The organism is Pseudomonas sivasensis, assembly GCF_013778505.1.
GTDB classification, from domain to species: Bacteria; Pseudomonadota; Gammaproteobacteria; order Pseudomonadales; family Pseudomonadaceae; genus Aquipseudomonas; species Aquipseudomonas sivasensis.
In genome coordinates, this window is the sequence record NZ_JAAOWU010000022.1 from 65,870 (window position 1) to 88,665 (window position 22,796).

Consider the following 22,796-nt stretch of genomic DNA (forward strand, 5'->3'; position numbering starts at 1 on the left):
GATTCAATTCTCTCGACGGTCTCAGTTCACAGCGGACGTCGCTTCGACATGACGCGGCAAGGTCACCCGAATACGGGTGCCGCGTTGGCTTTCGGTGTCAGCCGGGCTGTCGATGGTGATTTGTCCATAATGCTCTTCAACGATGGAATAGACCAGTGCAAGGCCCAGACCTGTACCTTCACCTGGATCCTTGGTGGTGAAGAAGGGTTCGAACAATCTATCCATGATGTTCTGTGGAATACCGCTACCTTCATCTTCGACGATCAGATCGACCGTATGTTCGAAAGCCTCGGTCTTGACGCGTACCGCACCACCGGCCGGCGTCGCGTCGCGGGAGTTGGACAGCAAGTTGATCAGTACTTGGGCCAGGCGTTGTGAGTCACCATCGACCCAATGGTCGGGGTCGCACAGATTGAAAAACTGCACCTCGAAATTGCGCCGGTTCAAGGCGAGCAACCCAATGGCGTCCTGCGCCACTTCGGCCAGGCAGACCGCTTCGTCCTGATTCTGATGGGCGCCCGCATGGGCAAAGCTCATCAATGACTGCACGATTCGCGATACGCGCTTGGTCTGTTCGAGAATTTGCCCGCTGATCTCGGTAATTTCCCCGTCCTCTTCACGCTCTTCCCGCAGGTTTTGCGCAAGACAGGCGATACCGGTGATCGGGTTGCCAATTTCGTGGGCCACCCCCGCCGCTAGACGCCCGATACTGGCCAGGCGCTCGGAGTGCACCAGCTTGTCTTCGAGCATCTGGGTTTCGGTCAGGTCTTCCACCAACAGCACCAAGCCGCTGTTACCGGGGGCCAGTGGCTCATCGATGGCCGCTTTGTGCAGGTTGAGCCAACGGGTCTGACCGTCGAGGGCCAAGTGCTGCTTGTGCAAGTGTTCGTCGGGCAGGTTGATAAAGCCCTGCAGCAATTCTTTCCACGGATCGCCGAGTGTGTTGAGGCGCGAACCCACCACGCGTTGCGCGGCGATACCGGTGAGTTCTTCCATGGCCTTGTTCCACATCAGGATCTCCTGATCCTTGGCCAGGGAGCATACGCCCATGGGCAACTCTTGCAGCGTCTGGCGATGGTAGCGGCGCAGGGCATCAAGCTCGGCGGCAAGGCCGGTGAGGCGGGAGTGGTAATCCTCCAGCCGGCTCTCGATGAAATGGATGTCTTCGGTGACGTAGTTTTCGCCACCGGCTTTATAGGGCAAAAACGTCTCTACCATGTCCTGGGACACGCTGGGGCCCATCAGGCCAGACAGGTTCGCCTCAATGCGGTCACGCAGACGGCGTAGCGCATACGGTCGGCGCTCGTCGAACGGCAAGTAGAGGTCGCGCAGCGCCTGCTCGACTTCCTTTTGCGCGGCCTTGGCACCCAGGGGCTTGGCCAGTTGGGTGGCGAACTCCTGGGGCGAGGCCGCGTGCAGTTCGCGGCGTTGCGGGCGACGTACGTTATCCACCGCACAAGCCTCGGCGGCGCTGGTTTCTTCTGGGCTGACATTGGTGAACAGTGAGATCAGGGTAAACATCAGGACGTTGGCGGCCAAAGAAGCAATCGCGGCCATGTGCCAACTGGTGTCGTCCAACACGTAAATCATGTTTAGCAGCGGGATGTAGAAGCCCTGCAGGTTGCCGACCAGCGGTAACAGCATGGTGACGATCCACACCAGGATCCCGGCGAGCAGACCCGCGATAAAACCTCGGCGATTGGCCGTCGGCCAGTACAGCACCGACAGTACCCCCGGCAGGAACTGCAAGGTGGCGACAAACGCGACGATACCCAGGTTGGCCAGGTCTTGCCCGGCGCCGAGCAGCAGGTAGAAACAGTAACCGGCCATGATGATTGCGACGATCAGCGCGCGGCGGGTCCACTTCAGCCAGCGGTAGATATTGCCTTCGGCCGGTGGCTGGTACAGCGGCAGCACCAGGTGATTGAGGGCCATGCCCGATAGAGCCAGCGTCGTGACGATAATCAGCCCGCTGGCAGCAGACAAACCGCCGACGTAAGCCAGCAGCGCCAACGCCGGGCTATTGGCGGCGATACCGATACCCAGGGTGAAATACTCCGGGTTGGTGGTGGCCCCCAGTTTCAGGCCGGCCCACAGGATCAGCGGCACCGCGAGGCTCATCAACAGCAGGAACAGCGGCAAGCCCCAGCTGGCGCTTACCAGCGAGCGCGGGTTGAGGTTCTCGGTAAAGGTCATGTGATACATGTGCGGCATTACGATCGCCGAGGCGAAGAACACCAGCAACAGCGTGCGCCATGGACCTTCCTGCAACGGAGTGTGCAGGGCGGCGAGGGCGGTCTGGTTTTGCAGCAGCCACAGTTCCAGCTGTTGAGGGCCGTCGAACACACCATACAGCGCATAGAGGCCGACGCCGCCGATGGCGATCAGCTTGATCACCGACTCGAAAGCAATCGCAAACACCAGGCCTTCGTGTTTCTCGCGGGTGGCGATATGGCGCGAGCCGAAAAAGATGGTGAACAGGGAGATCAGTGCACAGAACGCCAGAGCCACCCGATGCTGTACCGGCTCACGGGTGAGGATACTGATGGAGTCGGCCACGGCCTGGATTTGCAGAGCCAGCAGAGGCAGCACGCCGATCAACATGAATACCGTGGTCAATGCCCCGGCCCATGTGCTGCGGAAGCGGAAGGCGAACAGGTCGGCCAGGGACGACAGCTGATAGGTGCGGGTGATTTTGAGGATCGGGTACAGCAATACCGGCGCCAGCAGAAACGCGCCGGATACTCCCAGATAACTGGAGAGAAAGCCGTAACCGTACTGATAGGCCAGGCCCACGGTGCCATAGAACGCCCAGGCGCTGGCGTATACGCCCAGGGACAAGGTGTAGGTCAACGGATGGCGAATGATCGCCCGCGGAATCATTCCGCGCTCACTGATCCAGGCAACCCCGAACAGCGCGGCCAGGTAGGCGGCGCTGATCAGCAGCATCTGAGTGAGGCTAAAGCTCATCGGCATCTTTTTGGCTCTGCAGGATGAAGGTCACGACGATCAGGATCAGCCACAGCAGATAAGGGCGATACCAAGCGCCCGTGGCATCGATCCACCAATCCATGATGGCGGGAGAAAACAGGTAGATCCCGACGACCAACAGCAGGACCAATCGATAGATGTACATGTTGGCCTCTGATTAGAAAACTGCGGCGATGGTAACGGATGCTTGGCAAGCTGCAAGCGCCGTCAGTTCAATTGCGCTTCGGCCAGGGTGAGTGTGCGCGGGATCTGTGTGGCATCCCAGTGCCGAATGCCCCAATCCAGCAGTTCCCTAGGGCTGGCGTGAAGCAATTCGCTGCCGGGTTGTTGGCCAAGGGCGCGTAGTGCTCTCAATAGCAAAGGCGTGGCCTGGTCGGGCGTCAACGGCGGCGAACGGTAAGACTTGCCCAGTTTGTTACCGTCCGGCTGGATGATCAGGGGCACGTGCAGGTAGCGCGGTTGGCGTAGGCCCAGCAGTTCTTGCAGATACAGTTGGCGCGGGGTGGAGTCGAGCAAATCGGCACCCCGCACGATATCGGTAACACCTTGCCAGGCGTCATCCAGGACCACGGCCAGTTGATAGGCATAAAGGCCGTCGCGGCGTCGGATGACGAAATCGCCTGCTTCGCGCCCCAGGTGTTGTCGGAACTCACCCTGCACACGGTCAGTAAAGTGGTACGAAAGCTCAGGTACACGTAAGCGGATGGCTGCATCTTGCTGCTCGTGACCGGCGTTGCGGCACAAGCCTGGGTAAATCCCATTGTAGGGTTCCAGTTGCTTGCGTGAGCAGGTGCAGGCGTAGGCCAGGCCGTGGTTGAACATGTCGTTCAGCACTTTGGCGTAGGCCTCGTGCCGCTCGCTTTGTCGGACCAGTTCGCCGTCCCACTCAAAGCCATAGCTTTCCAGGGCATGCAGGATCGCCGCCTGTGCACCGGGCTCTTCGCGGGGTGGGTCGAGGTCTTCCATGCGCATCAGCCAGCGGCCGTGGTTGGCGCGGGCATCTAGGTAGGAGGCGAGGGCGGCGACCAGGGAGCCGAAGTGCAAATGGCCGCTGGGCGTGGGGGCGAATCGCCCGATATAGGTAGAGGCTGTCATGGGCCGGATACTACTGGAAAATCGGTAAACGCCAGAAACAAAAATGGAGCGTTTACACGCTCCATTCGTTCAGCTCGACAGGATTACTTGCCGACCTGTTTTTCCTTGATTTCAGCCAAGGTCTTGCAGTCTACGCACAGGTCCGCGGTTGGGCGGGCTTCCAGGCGGCGAATACCGATCTCGACCCCGCAGTTTTCGCACCAGCCGTACTCTTCGTCTTTGATCAGTTGCAGTGTCTTGTCGATCTTCTTGATCAACTTGCGCTCGCGATCACGGGCGCGCAGTTCAAGGGCGAACTCTTCTTCCTGGCTGGCACGGTCGGCCGGGTCAGGGAAGTTGGCTGCTTCGTCCTTCATATGGTCAACGGTACGGTCGACCTCCTGCATCAAGTCCTGTTTCCACTTGCTCAGGATCTTGGTGAAGTGCTCGCGCATGGGCTCGCCCATGTACTCCTCACCTTTCTTCTCTACGTAAGGTTCGAAGCCATTGAGGCCTTGAGTCTGCTGTTGCTTTGCTTGGGTGGACATGAATAGACCGCCTCTCACTCTTCTAATCCATTGCGCAGGATTGCAACGTCACCGACACCTGCCGGCCCTGCGGCTGCAAGCGGGCGAACTTACCAGATAGATTCGGGGTGCGCCACTCCCGGTTGTCGAGCCTGTCGCGTCGGGGTTGCAAACTGCAGAGGCCCGTCGTGGCTGGGTATGTTTCGGCTCGAATGTTGATTTTAGTCGTTTTGCGCGCGCTTGCCCGCACCACACAGGTGGCCGGGCAGGCAATAGAACATGTTTTACCGCGCGGGTTCGGTAGAATCCCGATTTTATCCTCACCGTTAAGGAAGGCTAATGGCTCAGCCCTACAGTGCGCGCAGTCGCGCCATCGAACCTTTTCATGTCATGGCGTTGCTCGCGCGGGCCAATGAGCTGCAGGCCGCCGGCAATGACGTGATTCACCTGGAAATCGGCGAGCCCGATTTCACAACGGCGGAGCCGATCATCCAGGCCGGTCAGGCGGCGCTCGCCAATGGCAAGACTCGCTATACCGCAGCCCGAGGCCTGCCAGAATTGCGTGAAGCCATCAGCGGTTTCTACCAGCAGCGCTACGGGTTGAATGTAGATCCCGAGCGTATTCTGGTCACTCCGGGAGGTTCTGGCGCGTTGTTGCTGGCCAGCAGCCTGCTGGTGGACCCAGGCAAGCATTGGCTGCTGGCAGACCCGGGTTATCCCTGTAACCGACACTTCCTGCGCTTGGTGGAAGGCGCCGCGCAACTGGTGCCGGTAGGCCCTGAAGTGCGTTATCAACTGACTGCTGACCTAGTGGCCAGATACTGGGATCAAGACAGCGTGGGCGCGTTGGTTGCCTCCCCTGCAAATCCCACCGGCACGATCCTCACGCGCGATGAATTAGCCGGGCTTTCCGAAGCAATCAAGGCGCGTAACGGCCATTTGGTGGTGGATGAGATCTATCACGGCCTAACCTACGGCACTGATGCCGCCAGCGTGCTGGAGGTCGATGATGACGCCTTCGTCCTGAATAGTTTTTCGAAGTATTTCGGCATGACCGGCTGGCGGCTGGGTTGGCTCGTGGCGCCGCCGGCTGCAGTGAGTGAATTGGAGAAGCTGGCGCAAAACCTTTATATCAGTGCGCCGAGCATGGCCCAATATGCGGCGCTCGCCTGCTTTACCCCGCAAACATTGAGCATTTTGGAGGAGCGTCGTGCCGAGTTTGGCCGTCGTCGCGACTTCCTGCTGCCCGCCTTACGCGAATTGGGCTTTGGCATTGCCGTAGAGCCGGAAGGGGCGTTCTATTTGTACGCCGATATCAGCGCATTCGGCGGTGATGCCTTCGCGTTTTGCCGGCACTTTCTCGAAACCGAGCATGTTGCGTTTACGCCCGGCTTAGATTTTGGTCGCTATCAAGCGGGCCATCATGTGCGTTTTGCCTACACGCAAAACCTCGATCGGTTACAGGAAGCGGTGGAACGCATCGCCCGTGGCTTGCGGAGCTGGCAAGGCTGATGCGCTTTTATCCTCCCCTCGAAGAAGGTCGACTGATTCGCCGATACAAGCGTTTTCTCACCGATATCGAAACTGTTACCGGCGAGTTGTTGACTATTCACTGCCCAAACACCGGTTCCATGCTTAATTGCATGGTGGAAGGCGGGCAAGTTTGGTTCAGTCGCTCCAACGACCCCAAGCGTAAGCTGCCCGGCACCTGGGAGATTGCCGAAACGCCTCAGGGCCGTTTGGCGTGCGTGAACACGGCGCGCGCCAATCAGTTGGTCGAAGAGGCGTTACTGGCTGGTGTGATCACGGAGCTCAATGGCTTTACCGCACTGAAGCGCGAAGTGCCTTACGGTCAGGAGAAAAGCCGTATCGACTTTCGGCTGGAGTATCCAGAGGGTGCGGCCTATGTCGAAGTCAAAAGCGTCACCCTAGGCTTTGATAACACCCGGGTTGCCGCCTTCCCCGACGCAGTGACCCAGCGTGGCGCCAAGCATCTGCGGGAGCTGGCCCACTTGGCGCGCGAAGGTGTGCGAGCGGTGCAGTTGTACTGCGTCAACCTCTCCGGGATTGACGCCGTGCGCCCAGCTTCGGAAATCGATGCTTTCTATGGCGCTGCCTTGCGTGAGACTAAAGCTGCTGGAGTGGAAGTATTGGCGTACGGCGTGCGCGTGACGTCCGAGGAAATTTGCGTGGATCGCCGGTTGGACGTGCTGCTCGATTAGAGCTCTACCCACAGGCCCTGTTCGTCTTCGCGACCGCGCAGGGCTTGTAGGCTTTTACCGGAGCACGGCCCGGCAATGCACTCACCGCTTTCGATCAGGAACAGAGCGCCGTGGGTGGCGCATTGGATCAGACTGGCGCTCTCGTCTAGGAACTTATCGGGTTGCCATTCAAGCGGTATGCCGCGATGAGGGCAGCGGTTGATATAGAAGTAGGCAATGCCGTCCCGGCGTACCGCGAATAATTTGCAACCATCGATTTCAAAACCGAGGCTGCTGTCTGGCGCGAGGCTAGAGGAGGGGCAGAGAAACTTCATTTCAATCCTTAAGTGCCTTGACGTTCAAATGCAAACAATTATCAAATGCAGGCTCGCCCGTTAGCTGACTGGGTGCTCAGTTCGATGCATGGCAGGGGGTAACTGTCACATCAATGAGTGCCCGAAAGGCCCCGCCTTAGGAAGGAAACCCTGTTATGCGCCTGAGTGCCAGCGCTATTGCGCTTGTTGTCGGATTGCTGGTCAACCCTGGGGCGCACGCCTCTGAACTGCCACAGCGTTGGGTGAGTGCCGGTGGGGCGCTGTCGGAGTGGGTGGCGGCTCTGGGCGGTGAGCCGAAGTTGGTCGGCGTGGATACCACGAGCCAGCATCCAGAGTCTCTAAAAACGTTGCCAAGTATTGGCTATCAGCGGCAGTTGTCGTCCGAAGGCATTCTCAGCCTGCGCCCGCAGGTGCTGGTAGGCACTGAAGAGATGGGCCCGCCGCCGGTACTGGCGCAGATTCGCAGCGCGGGGGTTCGGGTTGAAATGTTCTCGGCGCAGCCGGATTTACCGACCTTGAAAGGCAACCTTCAGCACTTGGGCAAGTTGCTGGGTGATGAGGCTAAAGCCGACGAATTGTTTACCCGGTACGAGAATGCCCTTAGTCAGCAGAAAAGTTGGGTCGCGAAGGCCCAGGCTTCCCAAAAGACCCCTGGTGTATTGCTACTGATCGGTCACGCTGGCGGCAAGCCGCTGATCGCAGGCAAGGACACGGCCGGAGATTGGATGGTGCAGCAGGCGGGCGGTAAAAACCTGGCCACGCACACCGGTTACAAGCCGTTTTCGGTGGAGTCGTTGGCAGGGTTGAGCCCGGATGTACTGGTATTCGCTGACCGTGCCCTCACAGGTGATGCGGCCCGTGCGGCGCTGTTCAAAGAGAATCCTATCTTGGCGTCGACGCCAGCCGCCAAGAGTGGACGTGTATTTGAGCTGGACCCGACATTGTTGGTGGGAGGGCTCGGGCCGCGCCTGCCGCAAAGCCTGGTGAAGTTGTCCGCCGGGTTATATCCGGCCCAGGCTAAACCAGCCCTATGACCACGCTGGTTAAGTCAAAAACGCTGTTTATCGGGCTGACGCTGTTGTGTGTGTTGGCGATCTGGCTTTCGTTGGCGTTGGGGCCGGTGAGCCTGCCGTTGCTCGACACGCTTAAGGCGGCTTTGCGTTTGGTCGGCGTGCCAATTGAAGCGCAGGGCTTGGAGCAGGCCGAGCTTATTCTTGGGCAGATTCGTTTGCCGCGTACCTTGCTGGGCCTGGCGGTGGGCGGCGTATTGGCATTGTCGGGCGTCGCCATGCAAGGGCTGTTTCGCAACCCGTTGGCCGATCCGGGACTGGTGGGGGTGTCGAGTGGTGCGGCGCTCGGGGCCGCCGTCGCCATCGTCGGTGGTGCGTTTTTTGGTGGTTTGCCGGATGCATTCGGGCCGTATCTCCTGTCGCTGTGCGCATTTCTTGGCGGGTTGGGCGTTACCGCGCTGGTCTATCGACTGGGGCGGCGTAATGGCCAGACCAATGTGGCGACGATGCTGCTCGCCGGTATTGCCCTCACTGCGCTGGCCGGCTCGGCGGTGGGCCTTTTTACTTACTTGGCTGACGACGCCACCCTGCGGACCCTGGCGTTCTGGAACTTGGGCAGCCTCAACGGCGCGAGCTATTCCCGCCTGTGGCCGTTGTTGATGGTCAGCGCGGGTGTGGCGCTGTGGTTACCGCGCCGGGCGAAGGCACTGAATGCGCTGCTGCTCGGTGAGTCCGAGGCCAGTCACCTGGGTATTGATGTCGAAGCACTCAAGCGCGAGTTGGTGTTCTGCACCGCATTAGGTGTCGGCGCGGCGGTCGCGGCAGCCGGAATGATTGGTTTTGTGGGGCTGGTGGTGCCGCATCTGGTCAGATTGCTCGCTGGGCCTGATCACCGCGTGTTACTTCCGGCTTCAATTTTGGCGGGCGCGAGTCTGCTGCTGTTAGCTGACTTGGTCGCACGGCTGGCTTTGGCGCCCGCGGAGTTGCCGATTGGGATTGTGACGGCGTTCATTGGTGCGCCGTTTTTTCTTTACCTGTTGTTACGGGGGCGTGCCTGATGCTGCGTGTTGAAAACCTGCAGATCAGCCGCGGTCGAAAAACCGTGTTGGAGGATGTCACTTTGGACTTGCTGCCAGGCGAAGTGCTCGGCGTGCTGGGCCCCAATGGCGCCGGCAAAAGCACGTTGCTGGGGGCGTTGTGCGGTGAGTTGCATCCCGATCACGGCAAGGTCTGGCTGGGGCAGCAGGCGCTGAGAGACTGGAGCGGATCGCAGCGCGCCCAGCGACTGGCGGTGTTGCCACAAACCTCGACCCTGGACTTTGCATTCCGCGTAGAGGAAGTCGTCGGGATGGGGCGTCTGCCCTATCAGACCGGACGCGTGCGGGATGACGAAATCATCGATGCAGCCTTGCAAGCAGCAGATGTTGCGCACTTGAGCGGTCGCAGCTACCTGGCGTTATCCGGTGGCGAGCGCCAGCGCGTGCACTTGGCGCGGGTGCTGGCGCAGCTATGGCCGGGGGAGGAGGGGCAGACGTTGCTGCTGGATGAGCCTACGTCAATGTTGGATCCCCTGCACCAGCACACGACTTTGCAAACTATTCGGACTTTCGCAGATCGGGGCGCGGCGGTGCTGGTGATCCTCCATGATCTGAATCTGGCGGCGCGCTACTGTGATCGTATTCTGCTGCTTGACGGGGGGCGCCCCCACGCTCTGGATACGCCCGTGCGGGTGCTGCGTCCAGAACCGCTTAAAGCCGTGTTTGGTTTGGATGTGCTGGTACAGCCACACCCGGAGCGCGGGCATCCGCTGATCATTGCGCGTTAAAGTCTGCTTTCTTACAGACAAAAAAAGACCCGGCAAGAGCCGGGTCAAATAACCGTGATTAGCCTGATGAGGAGATAATCTGAGAGTCCGAACCAATGGTCTTTCAGTTATCGGCTGATCTCGCGACCAGTTGTGATAATCATAACGATTCTCATTTGAGAGTCAACAATTGTTTTTACGTGACCATCCGCTTTCCTTAAACAGATGTTCGAAACCTACGTAAATATTGAGTGTTTTGGTCGATCTAATTCTTCTGGCGCGTTGAGATTGCATCCAGTTGCCGGTTCAACGCTTCCTTACGCTCAACGGGGATGTCGTTCCAGTGCACATCCATCAGCGCCCCTTCGATGGCATACAGCAAAACTTTCGATGCGCGGAAGCCGCGAGTCCTTACAGCTCGATACGCATCGACCGCGCCCAAGCGCCGCAAGTCGGACGCGCTGTGGATGCCCACCGCATGCAGCCACTGCGCTGACGTCTTGCCAAGGTTTTTCAGGTGTTGCAGCTCATCGTTCATCAAGCCTCCTTGCGACGGCCGAATGGTGCGGTGGGTATTCGTGACCAGGCAAGCCTGAACAGGAGTGTAGCGTTCAGTAGGAAAAGCGTGGTTCTTTGGTCCGAAACGGCCAAAAAGCTTATAAGAATGGCGCGGGGATTTTGACGGTGAGCAGGCGTGAGCTGCCCGCTACACGTTGCACGTAGCGGGCTTGAGGCGTGTGTTACTTGGTACGGTAGCGCAGACGCGTGCCGAAGTTGACCGACATGAGAATTTCGTCGGCGGTCAACTCAGGCGGAAAGTAAGTGCCCGAAATCTGCGCATGGGCCAGGCTGGCGCCCTCCAGCGAACAGTCGCGCAAATCCAACCCGCGCAAGTCGGTGGAGCGGAAATACGCGTCGGTAAAATCTACGCCGGTGACATTCAGCTCGCGTAAGTCCAGCCCACGGAAGTCGCCTCCGCGCATGTCGATAGCGCCGTCTTTCGGACGCTCCTGGTTGAAACCGCGAACATCGTCTTTATGCAGGAGCGAGTAGAGCGGGGTATCAAGAAGCTTGGGCTGACTCATGACAACGAACTCCTGTTGGATTTATGGCGCCATTATAGTGCCACTATTGCTCGGCCGTGCGCCCAAGTAGACGACACGACCAAGAAATTTTTCTTACAGGCCTGGCAAGCGCTGGCGAATTTGCGCGACCACCGCGTCGAGAGTCCCGCTTTGATTGGTCTCGACGCGTTTGCTCAGCAACAGTTCTTCAGCTGTGAGGGGGTCACGGTTGGCCTGCTGTGCTTCGATAACGGCCAGAGTAGCGTCGGACGGATCGTTTTTGTCTGCCTGACGTTGTGCCAGCCAACTGCTGATAACGGCCTGTGGTGCGTTGCAGTCCAGAATAAGGAAGGGCGCACCGGTGGCTTCGGCAACCTTGGCGGCGGCTTCACGTTGTTCGCGTTTCAGGAAGGTGGCATCCAGTACCACCGGGAAGCCGGCGCGCAGCACGGTATCTGCGAGGTCGTTCAAACGAGCGTAGGTTGCTGTGCTGGCGTCGGCTGCATAGATACCGGCCTGCAGCGTGTTTTCCACTTGCTGCTCGCCGAATAGGCGTTTGCGTTCCACGTCCGACCGCAGGCGCACGGCACCAAGCGCTTCCACGAGGCGCATGGATACGTGGCTTTTGCCCACAGCCGAGACGCCGTGGGTAATCGCCAGGAAGCGTGAAGGAATAGTGCTGTAGCTTTCTGCCAGGTTCGCGTAGTTGCGGTACTGGCGCAGAGTGGTGGCGCGTTGTACCGGGCTTGCTTCGCTCGGCATGCTGAACAACGACACCTTGGCGCGTACCAGGGCGCGGTAGGCTTTATAGAAGTTCAGCACTTCAAGGCCCTGATAGTCGCCGGTCAGTTCCAGGTATTGGCTGATGAAGCGGCGGGCCAGGGACTTGAGTCCGCGGTCTTCCAGGTCCATTGCCAGGAAGCCGGTGTCGGCATACACGTCGGTGAAGCGAAACGGTTCGTTAAACTCGATGCAGTCGAAAATCACCACTTGGCCGTCAATCAAGGTGGCGTTACCGAGGTGGATATCACCGTGGCATTCGCGGGTGAAACCGTCGAGCTTGCGCTGTGCCAGCAGTGGCTTGAGGCGTTCGAAGCTGCTTTCGGCCCAGGCTTGCAAGGCTTCGAGTTGAACCAGGTCTGCCTTATCGCTTAGGAACGGACGGATCTGGTCGAAGTTCTGCCGTACAGGTGCCATCACTTCGTCAGGAGTGCCAGCCGGATGCGTTTGCGGGACTTTCGGTGCCGTGAGATGGAAGTGTGCAATTTGCTTGGCCATTTCATCAATGTGCGCTGCAGTCAGTTCGCCATTGGCTTGCAGGGTGCTGAGCAGTTGGCTTTGCGGGAACTGGCGCATCTTTAGTGCGTATTCGATCACCGGGCCGTCGCCGCCCAATTGAGGCGCTTCGGCAGTGCCGGTAATCGGCAACACGTCCAGATACAAATCGTTCGTCAGACGCTGGTTCAGACGCAGTTCTTCGTTGCAGAAGTGTTTGCGCTTTTCCAGGTCGGTGAAGTCCAGAAACCCGAAATTCATCGGCTTTTTCAGTTTATAGGCGTAAGGGCCGGTCAATACGACCCATGAAATATGGGTCTCGATGACTTGGAACGCTTCAACCGGATGAGGGTACAAAGCCGGGTTTTGCAGGGCGGCGATCAGTGACTGGCTCACGGGCGATCCTTCAGAGTCTGGGGGAAATCATGGCGCGCATTATGGCTGCTACGGACGGTCGTGCAAACCGCTGTCCGGCTCATGTTGATCATCAATAAAGTGCGTATAATCCGCCGCCATGACTCGAACCCGATCTCCCCGTTCCCGTAAAAAACCTCCTTCCCGCGGCCTGCGCCCTTGGCTTGGCTGGGCGCTCAAGCTCGGCCTCGTAGGCCTTGTGGTACTCGCCGGCTTCGCCGTGTACCTCGACGCTGTGGTCCAGGAGAAGTTCTCCGGCAAGCGCTGGACCATTCCTGCAAAGGTGTACGCGCGCCCGCTGGAATTGTTCAGCGGCCAGAAGCTGAGCAAGGATGACTTCCTTACCGAGCTCGATGCCCTCGGCTACCGCCGCGAACCCGTGAGCAACGGCCCGGGTGCGGCCGCTGTCAGCGGAAACACTGTCGACCTGAATACCCGTGGCTTCCAGTTCTATGAAGGCCTGGAAAAAGCCCAGCCGGTCCGCGTGCGCTTTTCCGGTGATTACGTCGCCGAGTTGTCCTCCCTCAACGGCTCGAAATTGCCGGTGGTACGTCTTGAACCGTTGATGATCGGCGGGATTTACCCGAAAAACCTTGAAGATCGCATCCTGATCAAGCTTGATCAGGTGCCTCCGTACCTTCTGGAAACTCTGGTTGCGGTAGAGGATCGCGATTTTTATAGCCACTGGGGTGTTTCGCCGAAGTCGATTGCCCGTGCGGTTTGGGTGAACACGTCCGGCGGCAAGATGACCCAGGGCGGCAGTACGCTGACTCAGCAGCTGGTGAAGAACTTCTACCTCACCAACGAGCGCAGTCTGACCCGAAAGCTCACCGAAGCGATGATGGCTATGCTGCTTGAGCTTCACTACAGCAAGCAGGAAATCCTTGAGGCATACCTCAACGAGGTCTTCGTCGGGCAGGATGGCCAGCGCGCGGTACATGGCTTCGGTCTGGCCAGCCAGTTCTTCTTCGGTCAGCCGCTGTCTGAGTTGAAGCTGCATCAAGTGGCCTTGTTGGTGGGGATGGTCAAGGGGCCTTCCTACTACAACCCGCGTCGCAATCCTGAGCGTGCGCTTGAGCGTCGTAACCTGGTGCTGGATGTGCTTGAGCAGCAAGGCGTGGCCACGGCTGAACAGGTGGCCGCAGCGAAGAAAATGCCGCTGGGTGTGACAACTCGCGGCAAGTTGGCGGACAGTTCATTCCCAGGCTTTATCGATCTGGTTAAACGTCAACTGCGTGAAGACTACCGCGACGAGGACTTGACCGAAGAAGGTTTGCGAATTTTCACCAGTTTTGACCCGATTTTGCAGATGAAGGCCGAAGCGTCAGTCAGCGATACCTTCAAGCGTCTGACGGGTCGTAAGGGCTCCGACGAAGTAGAAGCCGCAATGGTGGTCACCAATCCGGAAACCGGTGAAGTCCAAGCCATGATCGGCAGTCGCCAGGCGAGTTTTGCCGGATTCAATCGTGCTTTGGATGCGGTGCGGCCGATTGGTTCGCTGGTCAAGCCTGCGGTCTACCTCACTGCGTTGGAAAAACCGAGCAAGTACACCCTGACGAGCTGGCTGTCGGATGATCCGCTGTCGGTCAAAGGCGGGGACGGCCAGGTGTGGACCCCACAGAACTTCGATCGCCGTTCCCACGGCACGGTGTTCCTGTATCAAGGCTTGGCGCACTCCTACAACATCTCTACATCTCGGCTTGGCCTGGAAGTCGGCGTGCCGAATGTCCTCAAGACGCTGGCTCGACTGGGCATCACCCGCGAATTCCCGTCGTTCCCATCGATCCTGTTGGGCGCCGGCGCCATGACGCCGATGGAAGTCGCGACCATGTACCAGACCCTCGCCAACGGTGGCTTCAACACTCCGATGCGCGGGATCCGCAGTGTACTGACGGCTGAGGGTGAGCCGCTCAAGCGCTACCCGTTCCAGATCCAGCAGCGCTTTGACGCTGGCTCTATCTACCTGATCCAGAACGCCATGCAGCGCGTGATGCGTGAAGGTACCGGTAGCTCGGTCTATAAGGTGCTTCCGTCCAACCTGACGCTGGCGGGCAAGACCGGTACCAGTAACGATTCGCGCGATAGCTGGTTTGCAGGTTTCGGTCAGGATGTACTGGCCGTGGTGTGGCTCGGTCGAGACGACAACGGTAAGACGCCTTTTACCGGTGCTACCGGTGCGTTGCAGGTCTGGACCAGTTTTATGCGCAAGGCCGACCCGTTGCCATTGAATATGCCGCAGCCGGATAACATCGTGCAGGCCTGGATTGATCCGCATACCGGCCAGGGTTCCGACGCTAACTGTCCGGGCGCAGTACAGATGCCGTATATTCGCGGCAGCGAGCCACCACCCGGTGCTGCGTGCGGCGGCGGTGCCCCTGCGGACGCGGAATCGGTGATGGATTGGGTCAAGGGCTGGATGAATTAAGCAAAGAGGGTTTCAAGTGAACAAGTGGTGTATTCCAGCGATTACAGCTCTGGCTTTGCTCAGCGGTTGCTCCAGCGTGCAGCGCGGCTCCATTCCCGTGGTGGATTCGAGCACTGCCGTCTCCAATAGCGACCGGATCTCGGCCAATGGCGGTTTCCGCCAGACCGTGACCAACCGTCCGGCGCAGGCCAAGCCTCAGGCCGTGCCGCAAGATTCGGGCGTGGTGGTGATGGTGCCGGGCGGCGGCGCCGCTACGTCCGCACCGATCAGTGCCGAGCCATGGACTCCAGGGCCAAGCACCTCCGGACCGATTGAGTCCACGCCCATTCAGACCGCGCCGATCAACCAGGGCACTTACAACATGCCGTCGACGCCGAGTGGCATTCCATCTTCCTCCAGTGGCGGCGGCCTTTCGGCTGACGAGCAACTGGACGGTCCGGTGCTGGCCTTGCTGACTACGGCGCAGCAACAACAGGCCGGTGGCGACCTGAACGGCGCTTCATCGAGCCTTGAGCGGGCGCAGCGAGTTGCACCTCGTGAACCGCAAGTACTGTATCGCCTGGCACAGGTACGCATGGCCCAAGGCGATGCGCCTCAGGCCGAACAGTTCGCCCGTCGTGGCCTCACGCTGGCCAACGGTCGTCCCGATCTGCAGGCCAGTCTTTGGGTGTTAATCGGAGATGCGCGCGCCGCACAAGGTGATGCCGCTGGCGCTGCTCAGGCCCGGCAGAAAGCCAAGGTCAGCCTCTGATGGATGTACGGTTTCCCGCGATTGCCGAACAGTTATTGCTGATTGAGCGCGAACTGCGCATACAAGGCTGGTGGGATGAGGTGTCCCCCAGCATTGAGGCGCTCAGCAGTGTTGAGCCGTTTTCGGTGGATACCCTGGGCTTTCACCAGTGGCTGCAATGGATTTTCCTGACGCGCATGAAGCAGATCCTCGAACAGGACCTGCCACTGCCCAATGCGTCAGGGATTCTGGAGATGGCCGAGATGGTGTACGCCGATCGGCCGCGCGAGAGCCTCGGTTTACGCAATGCGCTGAAAAAGTTCGATCAATTGATCGTCGACGCTCGTTAATTGCCTGACTGCCGGTTTTTTCGGCAGTCTTGCGCATATTTCTACCGCTTGACGACATTCAGGCGAGTTTTATCCCTCCTCAAAGCCCTTTCTTCTACGTTCTCATGCGCTTAGTTGGAAAAAAGCGCAATTATTGCTTGACTTGAACGGCCTGAAACAGAAGAATCCAAAGTCCGCTGTATCGGGACTGCCAGAAGCAGGCCCGCTCAGCAGATCATGAGGCGCACATCCGCGCCGACCTGTTACACCCGCAACGCGTTACCTCGCGCTGGGTGGGAAAAGCCCGCAACACTTGGGACGATCCCAATACTTGCTCAGTCAGTGCTGACGTAGTCGGCGACCACCGTCGCTCATGCTCTGTTGAGAAGTAAACCTATTAAGACCCGTCGGTTTTCAACGGACGGTATTCTGGCGTTTTAGAGGTGAACAACGTGGAGCTTTTATCTGGCGGTGAGATGCTCGTCCGCTTTTTGCGTGACGAAGGCGTCGACTATATCTACGGGTACCCAGGTGGTGCTCTGTTGCATGTTTACGACGCACTGTTCAAGGAGCCGGCTGTTACCCACATCCTGGTTCGCCACGAACAAGCCGCGACCCATATGGCTGACGGTTACGCCCGTGCCACCGGTAAAGCCGGCGTGGTGCTGGTAACGTCCGGCCCAGGCGCAACGAATGCCATTACCGGCATTGCGACTGCTTATATGGACTCCATCCCGATGGTGATCATTTCTGGCCAGGTGCCAAGCACCATGGTCGGTACCGATGCATTCCAGGAAACCGACATGATCGGTATCTCCCGGCCGATCGTGAAACACAGCTTCATGATCAAGCATGCGTCGGAAATCCCGGAAGTCATGAAAAAGGCGTTCTACCTCGCGCAGTCCGGTCGCCCGGGCCCTGTCGTGGTCGATATCCCGAAAGACATGACCAACCCCGCCGAGAAATTCGAATACGTCTTCCCGAAGAAAGCCAAGCTGCGCTCCTACAGTCCGGCTGTTCGTGGGCACTCGGGGCAAATCCGCAAGGCAGCAGAAATGCTCCTGGCAGCCAAGCGACCTGTGTTGTACTCGGGTGGCGGTGTGATCCTGGGCGGCGGCTCCGCACCGTTGACCGAATTAGCCAAGCTGCTCAACCTGCCGGTCACCAACACCCTGATGGGCCTCGGCGCTTTTCCGGGTACGGATCGTCAGTTCGTCGGCATGCTCGGCATGCACGGCAGCTACACCGCCAACCTGACCATGCACCACGCCGACGTGATCCTGGCTGTGGGTGCGCGTTTTGATGATCGTGTGATCAACGGCGCGAGCAAATTCTGCCCGAACGCGAAGATCATCCACATCGATATCGATCCAGCGTCCATCTCCAAGACCATCAAGGCCGACGTGCCAATTGTAGGTCCTGTGGAAAGTGTGCTGACCGAAATGGTCGCTGCGCTTAAGGACATCGGTGAGACGCCGAACAAGGAATCCGTCGCCAGCTGGTGGAAGCAGATCGACGAATGGCGCGGTGACCGCGGCCTGTTCCCTTACGACAAGGGCGACGGCAGCATCATCAAGCCTCAAACCGTGATCGAGACCCTGTGCGAAGTGACCAAGGGCGACGCCTTTGTGACCTCCGACGTGGGTCAGCACCAGATGTTCGCCGCGCAATACTACAAGTTCGACAAGCCTAACCGCTGGATCAACTCCGGTGGTCTGGGCACGATGGGCTTTGGTTTTCCTGCGGCCATGGGTGTGAAGCTGAGCTTCCCGGACAGCGACGTCGCGTGCGTTACCGGTGAAGGCAGCATCCAGATGAACATTCAGGAACTGTCGACGTGCCTGCAGTACGGTCTTCCGGTGAAGATCGTCTGCCTGAACAACGGCGTGCTGGGTATGGTTCGTCAATGGCAAGACATGAGCTACGGCAGCCGTCACTCTCATTCCTATATGGAATCGCTTCCGGATTTCATCAAGTTGGTTGAAGCCTATGGCCACGTCGGCATTCGCATCACCGATCTGAAAGATCTGAAGCCGAAGATGGAAGAGGCGTTCGCCATGAAGGACCGCCTGGTGTTCCTCGATATTCAAGTGGATACCAGCGAGCACGTTTATCCGATGCAGATCAAAGACGGCTCTATGCGCGACATGTGGCTGAACAAGACGGAGCGTACTTAATCATGCGGCACATTATCTCCCTGCTTCTGGAGAACGAACCCGGCGCTCTGTCTCGTGTTGTCGGCCTGTTTTCGCAACGCAACTACAACATCGAAAGCCTGACCGTGGCTCCGACCGAAGACCCGACTCTGTCGCGCCTGACGTTGACCACCGTGGGCCACGATGAGGTGATCGAGCAGATCACCAAGAACCTCAACAAGCTGATCGAAGTGGTCAAGCTGGTCGACCTGTCGGAAAGTGCCCACATCGAGCGCGAGCTGATGCTGGTAAAGGTCAAGGCTACGGGTGCCCAACGTGCCGAAATCAAGCGGACTACCGACATCTATCGCGGGCAGATCGTCGATGTGAGCGCCAGCGTTTATACCGTGCAACTGACCGGTACAAGCGACAAGTTGGACAGCTTCATCCAGTCGATCGGGACGGCCTCGATTCTGGAAACGGTACGCAGTGGTGTCACCGGGATTGCCCGTGGCGACAAAGTACTCAGCATCTAACCCAAATTAGTGAATGGCCTTACGGCCTGGATATATAGAGGAACCTCATGAAAGTTTATTACGATAAAGATTGTGACCTGTCGATCATCCAGGGCAAGAAAGTCGCCATCATCGGCTACGGCTCCCAGGGTCACGCGCAAGCTTGCAACCTGAAAGACTCCGGCGTTGACGTGACTGTTGGCCTGCGTAAAGGCTCGGCCACCGTTGCCAAGGCGGAAGCTCATGGCCTGAAAGTGACTGACGTTGCTTCCGCTGTTGCTGCTGCTGACCTGGTCATGATCCTGACCCCGGACGAGTTCCAGTCCTCGTTGTACAAAAACGAAATCGAGCCGAACATCAAGAAAGGCGCCACCCTGGCCTTCTCCCACGGCTTTGCGATTCACTACAACCAGGTTGTGCCGCGCGCAGACCTGGACGTGATCATGATCGCGCCAAAAGCGCCAGGTCACACCGTACGCTCCGAGTTCGTCAAAGGCGGTGGTATCCCTGACCTGATCGCGATCTATCAGGACGCATCCGGCAATGCCAAAAACGTTGCACTGTCCTACGCTGCTGGCGTCGGTGGTGGTCGTACCGGCATCATCGAAACCACCTTCAAGGACGAGACCGAAACCGACCTGTTCGGCGAGCAAGCCGTTCTGTGCGGCGGTACCGTTGAGCTGGTTAAAGCCGGTTTCGAAACCCTGGTTGAAGCTGGCTACGCGCCGGAAATGGCCTACTTCGAATGCCTGCACGAACTGAAGCTGATCGTTGACCTCATGTACGAAGGCGGTATCGCCAACATGAACTACTCGATCTCCAACAACGCCGAATACGGCGAGTACGTGACTGGCCCAGAAGTGATCAACGCCGAGTCCCGCCAAGCTATGCGCAACGCCCTGAAACGTATTCAGGACGGCGAATACGCCAAAATGTTCATCAGTGAAGGCGCTACCGGCTACCCTTCGATGACCGCCAAGCGTCGTAACAACGCTGCTCACGGTATCGAAGTCATCGGCGAGCAACTGCGTTCCATGATGCCGTGGATCGGTGCCAACAAGATCGTCGACAAAGCTAAAAACTAAGTCGTACGCATCAAGAGAAAACGCGGCTTAGGCCGCGTTTTTTCGTTTGGGGGCGGGTTCTGGTATAAAGCTGCATCGTTTGCGAGCGAACACTCGCCGCAAGTATTGGTCGAATTTTTTCACACCGTTGCAAGGTAAAGTCCATGAGCGAACGTCCCGAAGAGCCTAACCAGGCTCCTGACGCCGAAAGCCTGCTACCGATCGATGAGCATGTCGAAGAAGGGCATGACGCTGAAGGCCGCAAGGTCCGGCATCGTGGCATCTATTTGTTGCCCAATCTGTTCACTACGGCAAACTTGTTTGCCGGGTTCTATTCCATTATCAACTCCATGAGTGCCCAAAGTGCGCTGGCGGCGGGTGATGCGGCGAGTGCCAGCAAGTACTTCGGTTTCGCGGCCATTGCCATTTTCGTGGCCATGGTGCTCGACGGTTTGGATGGTCGTGTTGCACGTATGACCAATACCCAAAGTGCCTTCGGTGCCGAGTACGACTCGCTGTCTGACATGGTTGCATTTGGGGTCGCGCCGGCGCTGTTGGCATTTGCTTGGGCATTGGGTGACATGGGCAAGGTTGGCTGGATGGTTGCCTTCATCTATGTCGCGGGCGCCGCTTTGCGTCTGGCACGTTTCAACACTCAGGTGGGTACTGCTGATAAACGTTACTTCATCGGGTTGGCCAGTCCGGCAGCGGCGGGTGTCGTGGCGGGTATCGTCTGGGCATTCAGTGACTACGGCATCCAGGGCTCGAAAATGTCTTTCCTGGTGGCGTTAATGGTTGCCGCTGCCGGAATGCTGATGGTCAGCAACATCAAGTACAACAGCTTCAAGGAGCTTGATCTCAAAGGGCGAGTACCTTTCGTGGCAATCCTGGCAGTGGTGCTGGTGTTTGCGGTGGTCTTCAGTGATCCGCCTCGGATTCTGCTATTGGCCTTCTTGGTCTACGCCGCTTCTGGGCCAGTTCAGTACTTGCTACATATGCGCCGGGACAAAACGTTGCCTTAATGTAATTTCCCCCATACTCCGCAGTCTATTGGTGCATCAGTCCTCCAATGCTGCGGAGTTGCCATGTTAATCAAATTGCCTAAAGCGTCCGATTGCCATGAATCGGATGTCACCTCTGAATCCTTCTATCTTTCTCGCCGTAGCTTGATCGGTGGTGCGCTTGCGGGCATTGCTGCCAGCGGCCTGCCGCGTTGGGCCAGTGCAGATGACGCTGCGCGATATGCCGATGTTGAGCCGGGGAAGGCGCCGGGCTGGTTTGCTGGCAAGCTGCCTGCTACTAAATGGCAGGCTGTGACGGTTGAAGGTGAGGCTATCACCCCGTTCAAGGACGCAACCCACTACAACAACTTCTATGAATTCGGCACTGACAAAGGGGATCCGGCGAACAACGCGGGTTCACTCAAGACCGAACCTTGGAGTGTCGTGATTGATGGTGAGGTTGCCAAGCCGGGGCGTTATGCCTTGGAGGACTTCATGAAGCCCTATCAGTTGGAAGAGCGGATCTACCGGTTGCGCTGCGTCGAGGCTTGGTCGATGGTCATTCCATGGATGGGCTTTCCGATCTCCGCGTTGCTCCAGCAGGTTGGGCCAACCTCCAAGGCCAAATACATCCGCTTTGAAACACTCCAGGATTCCAAGAGCATGCCGGGGCAGCGTTCGAGTTTTGGCTTGATCGATTGGCCTTATGTTGAAGGTTTGCGCCTGGATGAGGCGATGAATCCTTTAGCGATTCTTGCCGTTGGGATGTATGGGCGCGAGTTGCCCAATCAGAACGGCGCGCCGTTACGTCTCGTCGTGCCTTGGAAGTACGGTTTCAAGAGTGTGAAGTCGATCGTGCGGATCAGCCTTGTGAGTGAGCAGCCGAAAACCACGTGGCAGAGTATTGCGGCGGATGAGTATGGGTTCTATGCCAATGTGAACCCTACAGTGGACCATCCGCGTTGGACTCAGGCGCGTGAGCGTCGTCTGCCAAGTGGTTTGTTCAGTCCGAATGTACGTGAAACGCAGATGTTCAATGGCTACTCGGATGAGGTTGCTTCTTTATATGCAGGTCTCGACCTGCGGAAGAACTACTAATGCGCTACCCCATCTGGCGCCTCGGCGTTTTTATAGCCGCGGCAGTGTGGCCTTTGTTATGGCTATATGAGGCGTGGAGTTTTGTTCTTGGACCAGATCCAGGAAAGGTGCTGGTTGATCGACTGGGGTTGGGCACTTTGATCCTGCTGTTGATCACGCTGGGGATGACCCCGCTGCAAAAGTTGAGCGGCTGGGCGGGGTGGATAGCGGTGCGCCGACAGCTAGGGTTGTGGTGCTTTGCTTATGTGGTGCTGCATCTGGCGGCCTATTGTGTGTTTGTTCTGGGTCTGGATTGGTCTCAGCTTGGGGTCGAGCTACGTAAGCGGCCTTATATTATTGTGGGTACGTTAGGGTTCTTGTCGTTGCTGGTGTTGGCGGTGACGTCTAATCGCTATAGCCAACGTCGACTGGGCAGTCGTTGGAAGAAGCTGCATCGCCTGGTATATGTGATTCTTGGGCTTGGACTGCTGCATATGTTGTGGATCGTGCGAGCTGATCTAAAGGAGTGGGTAATCTATGCATCTGTAGGTGCGCTGCTGCTGGTGTTGCGTTTACCACCGGTGATGCGCCGAATCCCCCGGCTTATTGCGAAAAAAGCACCTTCTGCAACAAAAGCGTAATTAACGCTTGACCGCAGATTCTGGGAGCCTATAATTCGCCCCACTTCCGGCGCAGTTGAAACGGAAAACTCCTTGTTAAACAATGAGTTACGCGGTTTTCGGCAGTAAGTTGCTTCAGTTCATCGAAGCCAAAAGGAAGTTGAAAAAGAGGTGTTGACAGCAGCGTGTAACGCTGTAGAATTCG

22 protein-coding genes are annotated in these 22,796 nt (G+C 58.1%); 14 read left to right on the plus strand and 8 right to left on the minus strand.

The window, feature by feature from the left end; all coding sequences use genetic code 11:
- Positions 1 to 21: 21 nt before the first annotated feature.
- From G9Q84_RS25875 to dksA, 4 genes are all read right to left on the minus strand, one after another.
- Positions 22 to 2,976, minus strand: a complete 2,955-nt coding sequence (locus G9Q84_RS25875) for a sensor histidine kinase (RefSeq protein WP_163033263.1) — start codon at positions 2,974 to 2,976, stop codon at positions 22 to 24.
- Entirely contained in the window at positions 2,960 to 3,136 is a 177-nt protein-coding gene (locus G9Q84_RS25880; RefSeq protein WP_003176118.1) for a hypothetical protein, read from the minus strand. Before G9Q84_RS25880 ends, G9Q84_RS25875 begins: the two co-directional genes overlap by 17 nt.
- 62 nt (positions 3,137 to 3,198) lie before the next feature.
- A complete protein-coding gene (gluQRS, locus tag G9Q84_RS25885; protein WP_032884742.1) occupies positions 3,199 to 4,086 on the minus strand; it encodes a tRNA glutamyl-Q(34) synthetase GluQRS in 888 nt (295 codons plus the stop codon).
- Between the two features lie 83 nt (positions 4,087 to 4,169).
- Entirely contained in the window at positions 4,170 to 4,613 is a 444-nt protein-coding gene (gene dksA / locus G9Q84_RS25890; RefSeq protein ID WP_032884743.1) for an RNA polymerase-binding protein DksA, read from the minus strand.
- Positions 4,614 to 4,931: 318 nt separating this feature from the next.
- Between dksA and G9Q84_RS25895 the strand changes: the two genes are divergently transcribed.
- On the plus strand, positions 4,932 to 6,104 hold the full coding sequence (locus G9Q84_RS25895) for a pyridoxal phosphate-dependent aminotransferase (RefSeq protein ID WP_122755952.1): 1,173 nt from the start codon (positions 4,932 to 4,934) through the stop codon (positions 6,102 to 6,104).
- Positions 6,104 to 6,814 (plus strand): DNA/RNA nuclease SfsA, encoded by a 711-nt coding sequence (sfsA, locus tag G9Q84_RS25900; protein WP_181644300.1) that lies wholly within the window; start codon positions 6,104 to 6,106, stop codon positions 6,812 to 6,814. Before G9Q84_RS25895 ends, sfsA begins: the two co-directional genes overlap by 1 nt.
- Here the strand turns inward: sfsA and G9Q84_RS25905 are convergent.
- Positions 6,811 to 7,128, minus strand: coding sequence for a Rieske (2Fe-2S) protein (locus G9Q84_RS25905; protein ID WP_032884749.1), 318 nt, complete (start codon positions 7,126 to 7,128; stop codon positions 6,811 to 6,813). The genes sfsA and G9Q84_RS25905 overlap by 4 nt on opposite strands.
- A 155-nt stretch (positions 7,129 to 7,283) precedes the next feature.
- Between G9Q84_RS25905 and G9Q84_RS25910 the strand changes: the two genes are divergently transcribed.
- From G9Q84_RS25910 to G9Q84_RS25920, 3 genes are read left to right on the plus strand one after another with little or no spacing between them, the layout of a single operon-like run.
- Positions 7,284 to 8,162, plus strand: coding sequence for a heme/hemin ABC transporter substrate-binding protein (locus tag G9Q84_RS25910; RefSeq protein ID WP_122755950.1), 879 nt, complete (start codon positions 7,284 to 7,286; stop codon positions 8,160 to 8,162).
- Positions 8,163 to 8,212: 50 nt separating this feature from the next.
- Positions 8,213 to 9,196, plus strand: a complete 984-nt coding sequence (locus G9Q84_RS25915) for a FecCD family ABC transporter permease (RefSeq protein ID WP_163034915.1) — start codon at positions 8,213 to 8,215, stop codon at positions 9,194 to 9,196.
- The gene (locus G9Q84_RS25920; RefSeq protein WP_122755948.1) at positions 9,196 to 9,963 is read left to right on the plus strand and encodes a heme ABC transporter ATP-binding protein; all 768 of its coding nucleotides are present in this window, start codon (positions 9,196 to 9,198) and stop codon (positions 9,961 to 9,963) included. The genes G9Q84_RS25915 and G9Q84_RS25920 overlap by 1 nt, the downstream gene beginning before the upstream one ends.
- Before the next feature lie 244 nt (positions 9,964 to 10,207).
- Here the strand turns inward: G9Q84_RS25920 and G9Q84_RS25925 are convergent, their stop codons facing one another.
- The 3 genes from G9Q84_RS25925 to G9Q84_RS25935 form a co-directional block, all read right to left on the minus strand.
- Positions 10,208 to 10,480: a TfoX/Sxy family protein gene (locus G9Q84_RS25925; protein ID WP_032884753.1), complete on the minus strand. Its 273-nt coding sequence runs from the start codon at positions 10,478 to 10,480 to the stop codon at positions 10,208 to 10,210.
- A 202-nt stretch (positions 10,481 to 10,682) separates the two neighbouring features.
- Positions 10,683 to 11,027, minus strand: a complete 345-nt coding sequence (locus G9Q84_RS25930) for a pentapeptide repeat-containing protein (protein WP_032884754.1) — start codon at positions 11,025 to 11,027, stop codon at positions 10,683 to 10,685.
- 93 nt (positions 11,028 to 11,120) lie between these two features.
- A complete protein-coding gene (locus tag G9Q84_RS25935) occupies positions 11,121 to 12,677 on the minus strand; it encodes an AAA family ATPase (RefSeq protein ID WP_122755947.1) in 1,557 nt (518 codons plus the stop codon).
- 118 nt (positions 12,678 to 12,795) lie between these two features.
- Between G9Q84_RS25935 and mrcB the strand changes: the two genes are divergently transcribed.
- The 9 genes from mrcB (at position 12,796) to msrQ (ending at position 22,612) form a co-directional block, all read left to right on the plus strand.
- Positions 12,796 to 15,120, plus strand: a complete 2,325-nt coding sequence (gene mrcB / locus G9Q84_RS25940; protein ID WP_032884756.1) for a penicillin-binding protein 1B — start codon at positions 12,796 to 12,798, stop codon at positions 15,118 to 15,120.
- Between the two features lie 16 nt (positions 15,121 to 15,136).
- Positions 15,137 to 15,871, plus strand: a complete 735-nt coding sequence (locus G9Q84_RS25945; RefSeq protein ID WP_122755946.1) for a tetratricopeptide repeat protein — start codon at positions 15,137 to 15,139, stop codon at positions 15,869 to 15,871.
- Positions 15,871 to 16,200 (plus strand): YqcC family protein, encoded by a 330-nt coding sequence (locus tag G9Q84_RS25950; protein ID WP_122755945.1) that lies wholly within the window; start codon positions 15,871 to 15,873, stop codon positions 16,198 to 16,200. Before G9Q84_RS25945 ends, G9Q84_RS25950 begins: the two co-directional genes overlap by 1 nt.
- A gap of 431 nt (positions 16,201 to 16,631) precedes the next feature.
- Positions 16,632 to 18,356, plus strand: a complete 1,725-nt coding sequence (locus G9Q84_RS25955; protein ID WP_095186270.1) for an acetolactate synthase 3 large subunit — start codon at positions 16,632 to 16,634, stop codon at positions 18,354 to 18,356.
- Between the two features lie 2 nt (positions 18,357 to 18,358).
- On the plus strand, positions 18,359 to 18,850 hold the full coding sequence (ilvN, locus tag G9Q84_RS25960) for an acetolactate synthase small subunit (protein WP_003176102.1): 492 nt from the start codon (positions 18,359 to 18,361) through the stop codon (positions 18,848 to 18,850).
- A gap of 47 nt (positions 18,851 to 18,897) precedes the next feature.
- Positions 18,898 to 19,914, plus strand: coding sequence for a ketol-acid reductoisomerase (ilvC, locus tag G9Q84_RS25965; protein ID WP_003194132.1), 1,017 nt, complete (start codon positions 18,898 to 18,900; stop codon positions 19,912 to 19,914).
- 143 nt (positions 19,915 to 20,057) lie between these two features.
- Entirely contained in the window at positions 20,058 to 20,915 is an 858-nt protein-coding gene (gene pssA / locus G9Q84_RS25970; protein ID WP_032884759.1) for a CDP-diacylglycerol--serine O-phosphatidyltransferase, read from the plus strand.
- Between the two features lie 63 nt (positions 20,916 to 20,978).
- On the plus strand, positions 20,979 to 21,992 hold the full coding sequence (gene msrP / locus G9Q84_RS25975) for a protein-methionine-sulfoxide reductase catalytic subunit MsrP (protein ID WP_122755944.1): 1,014 nt from the start codon (positions 20,979 to 20,981) through the stop codon (positions 21,990 to 21,992).
- On the plus strand, positions 21,992 to 22,612 hold the full coding sequence (msrQ, locus tag G9Q84_RS25980; protein ID WP_099603189.1) for a protein-methionine-sulfoxide reductase heme-binding subunit MsrQ: 621 nt from the start codon (positions 21,992 to 21,994) through the stop codon (positions 22,610 to 22,612). The genes msrP and msrQ overlap by 1 nt, the downstream gene beginning before the upstream one ends.
- Positions 22,613 to 22,796 lie beyond the last annotated feature (184 nt).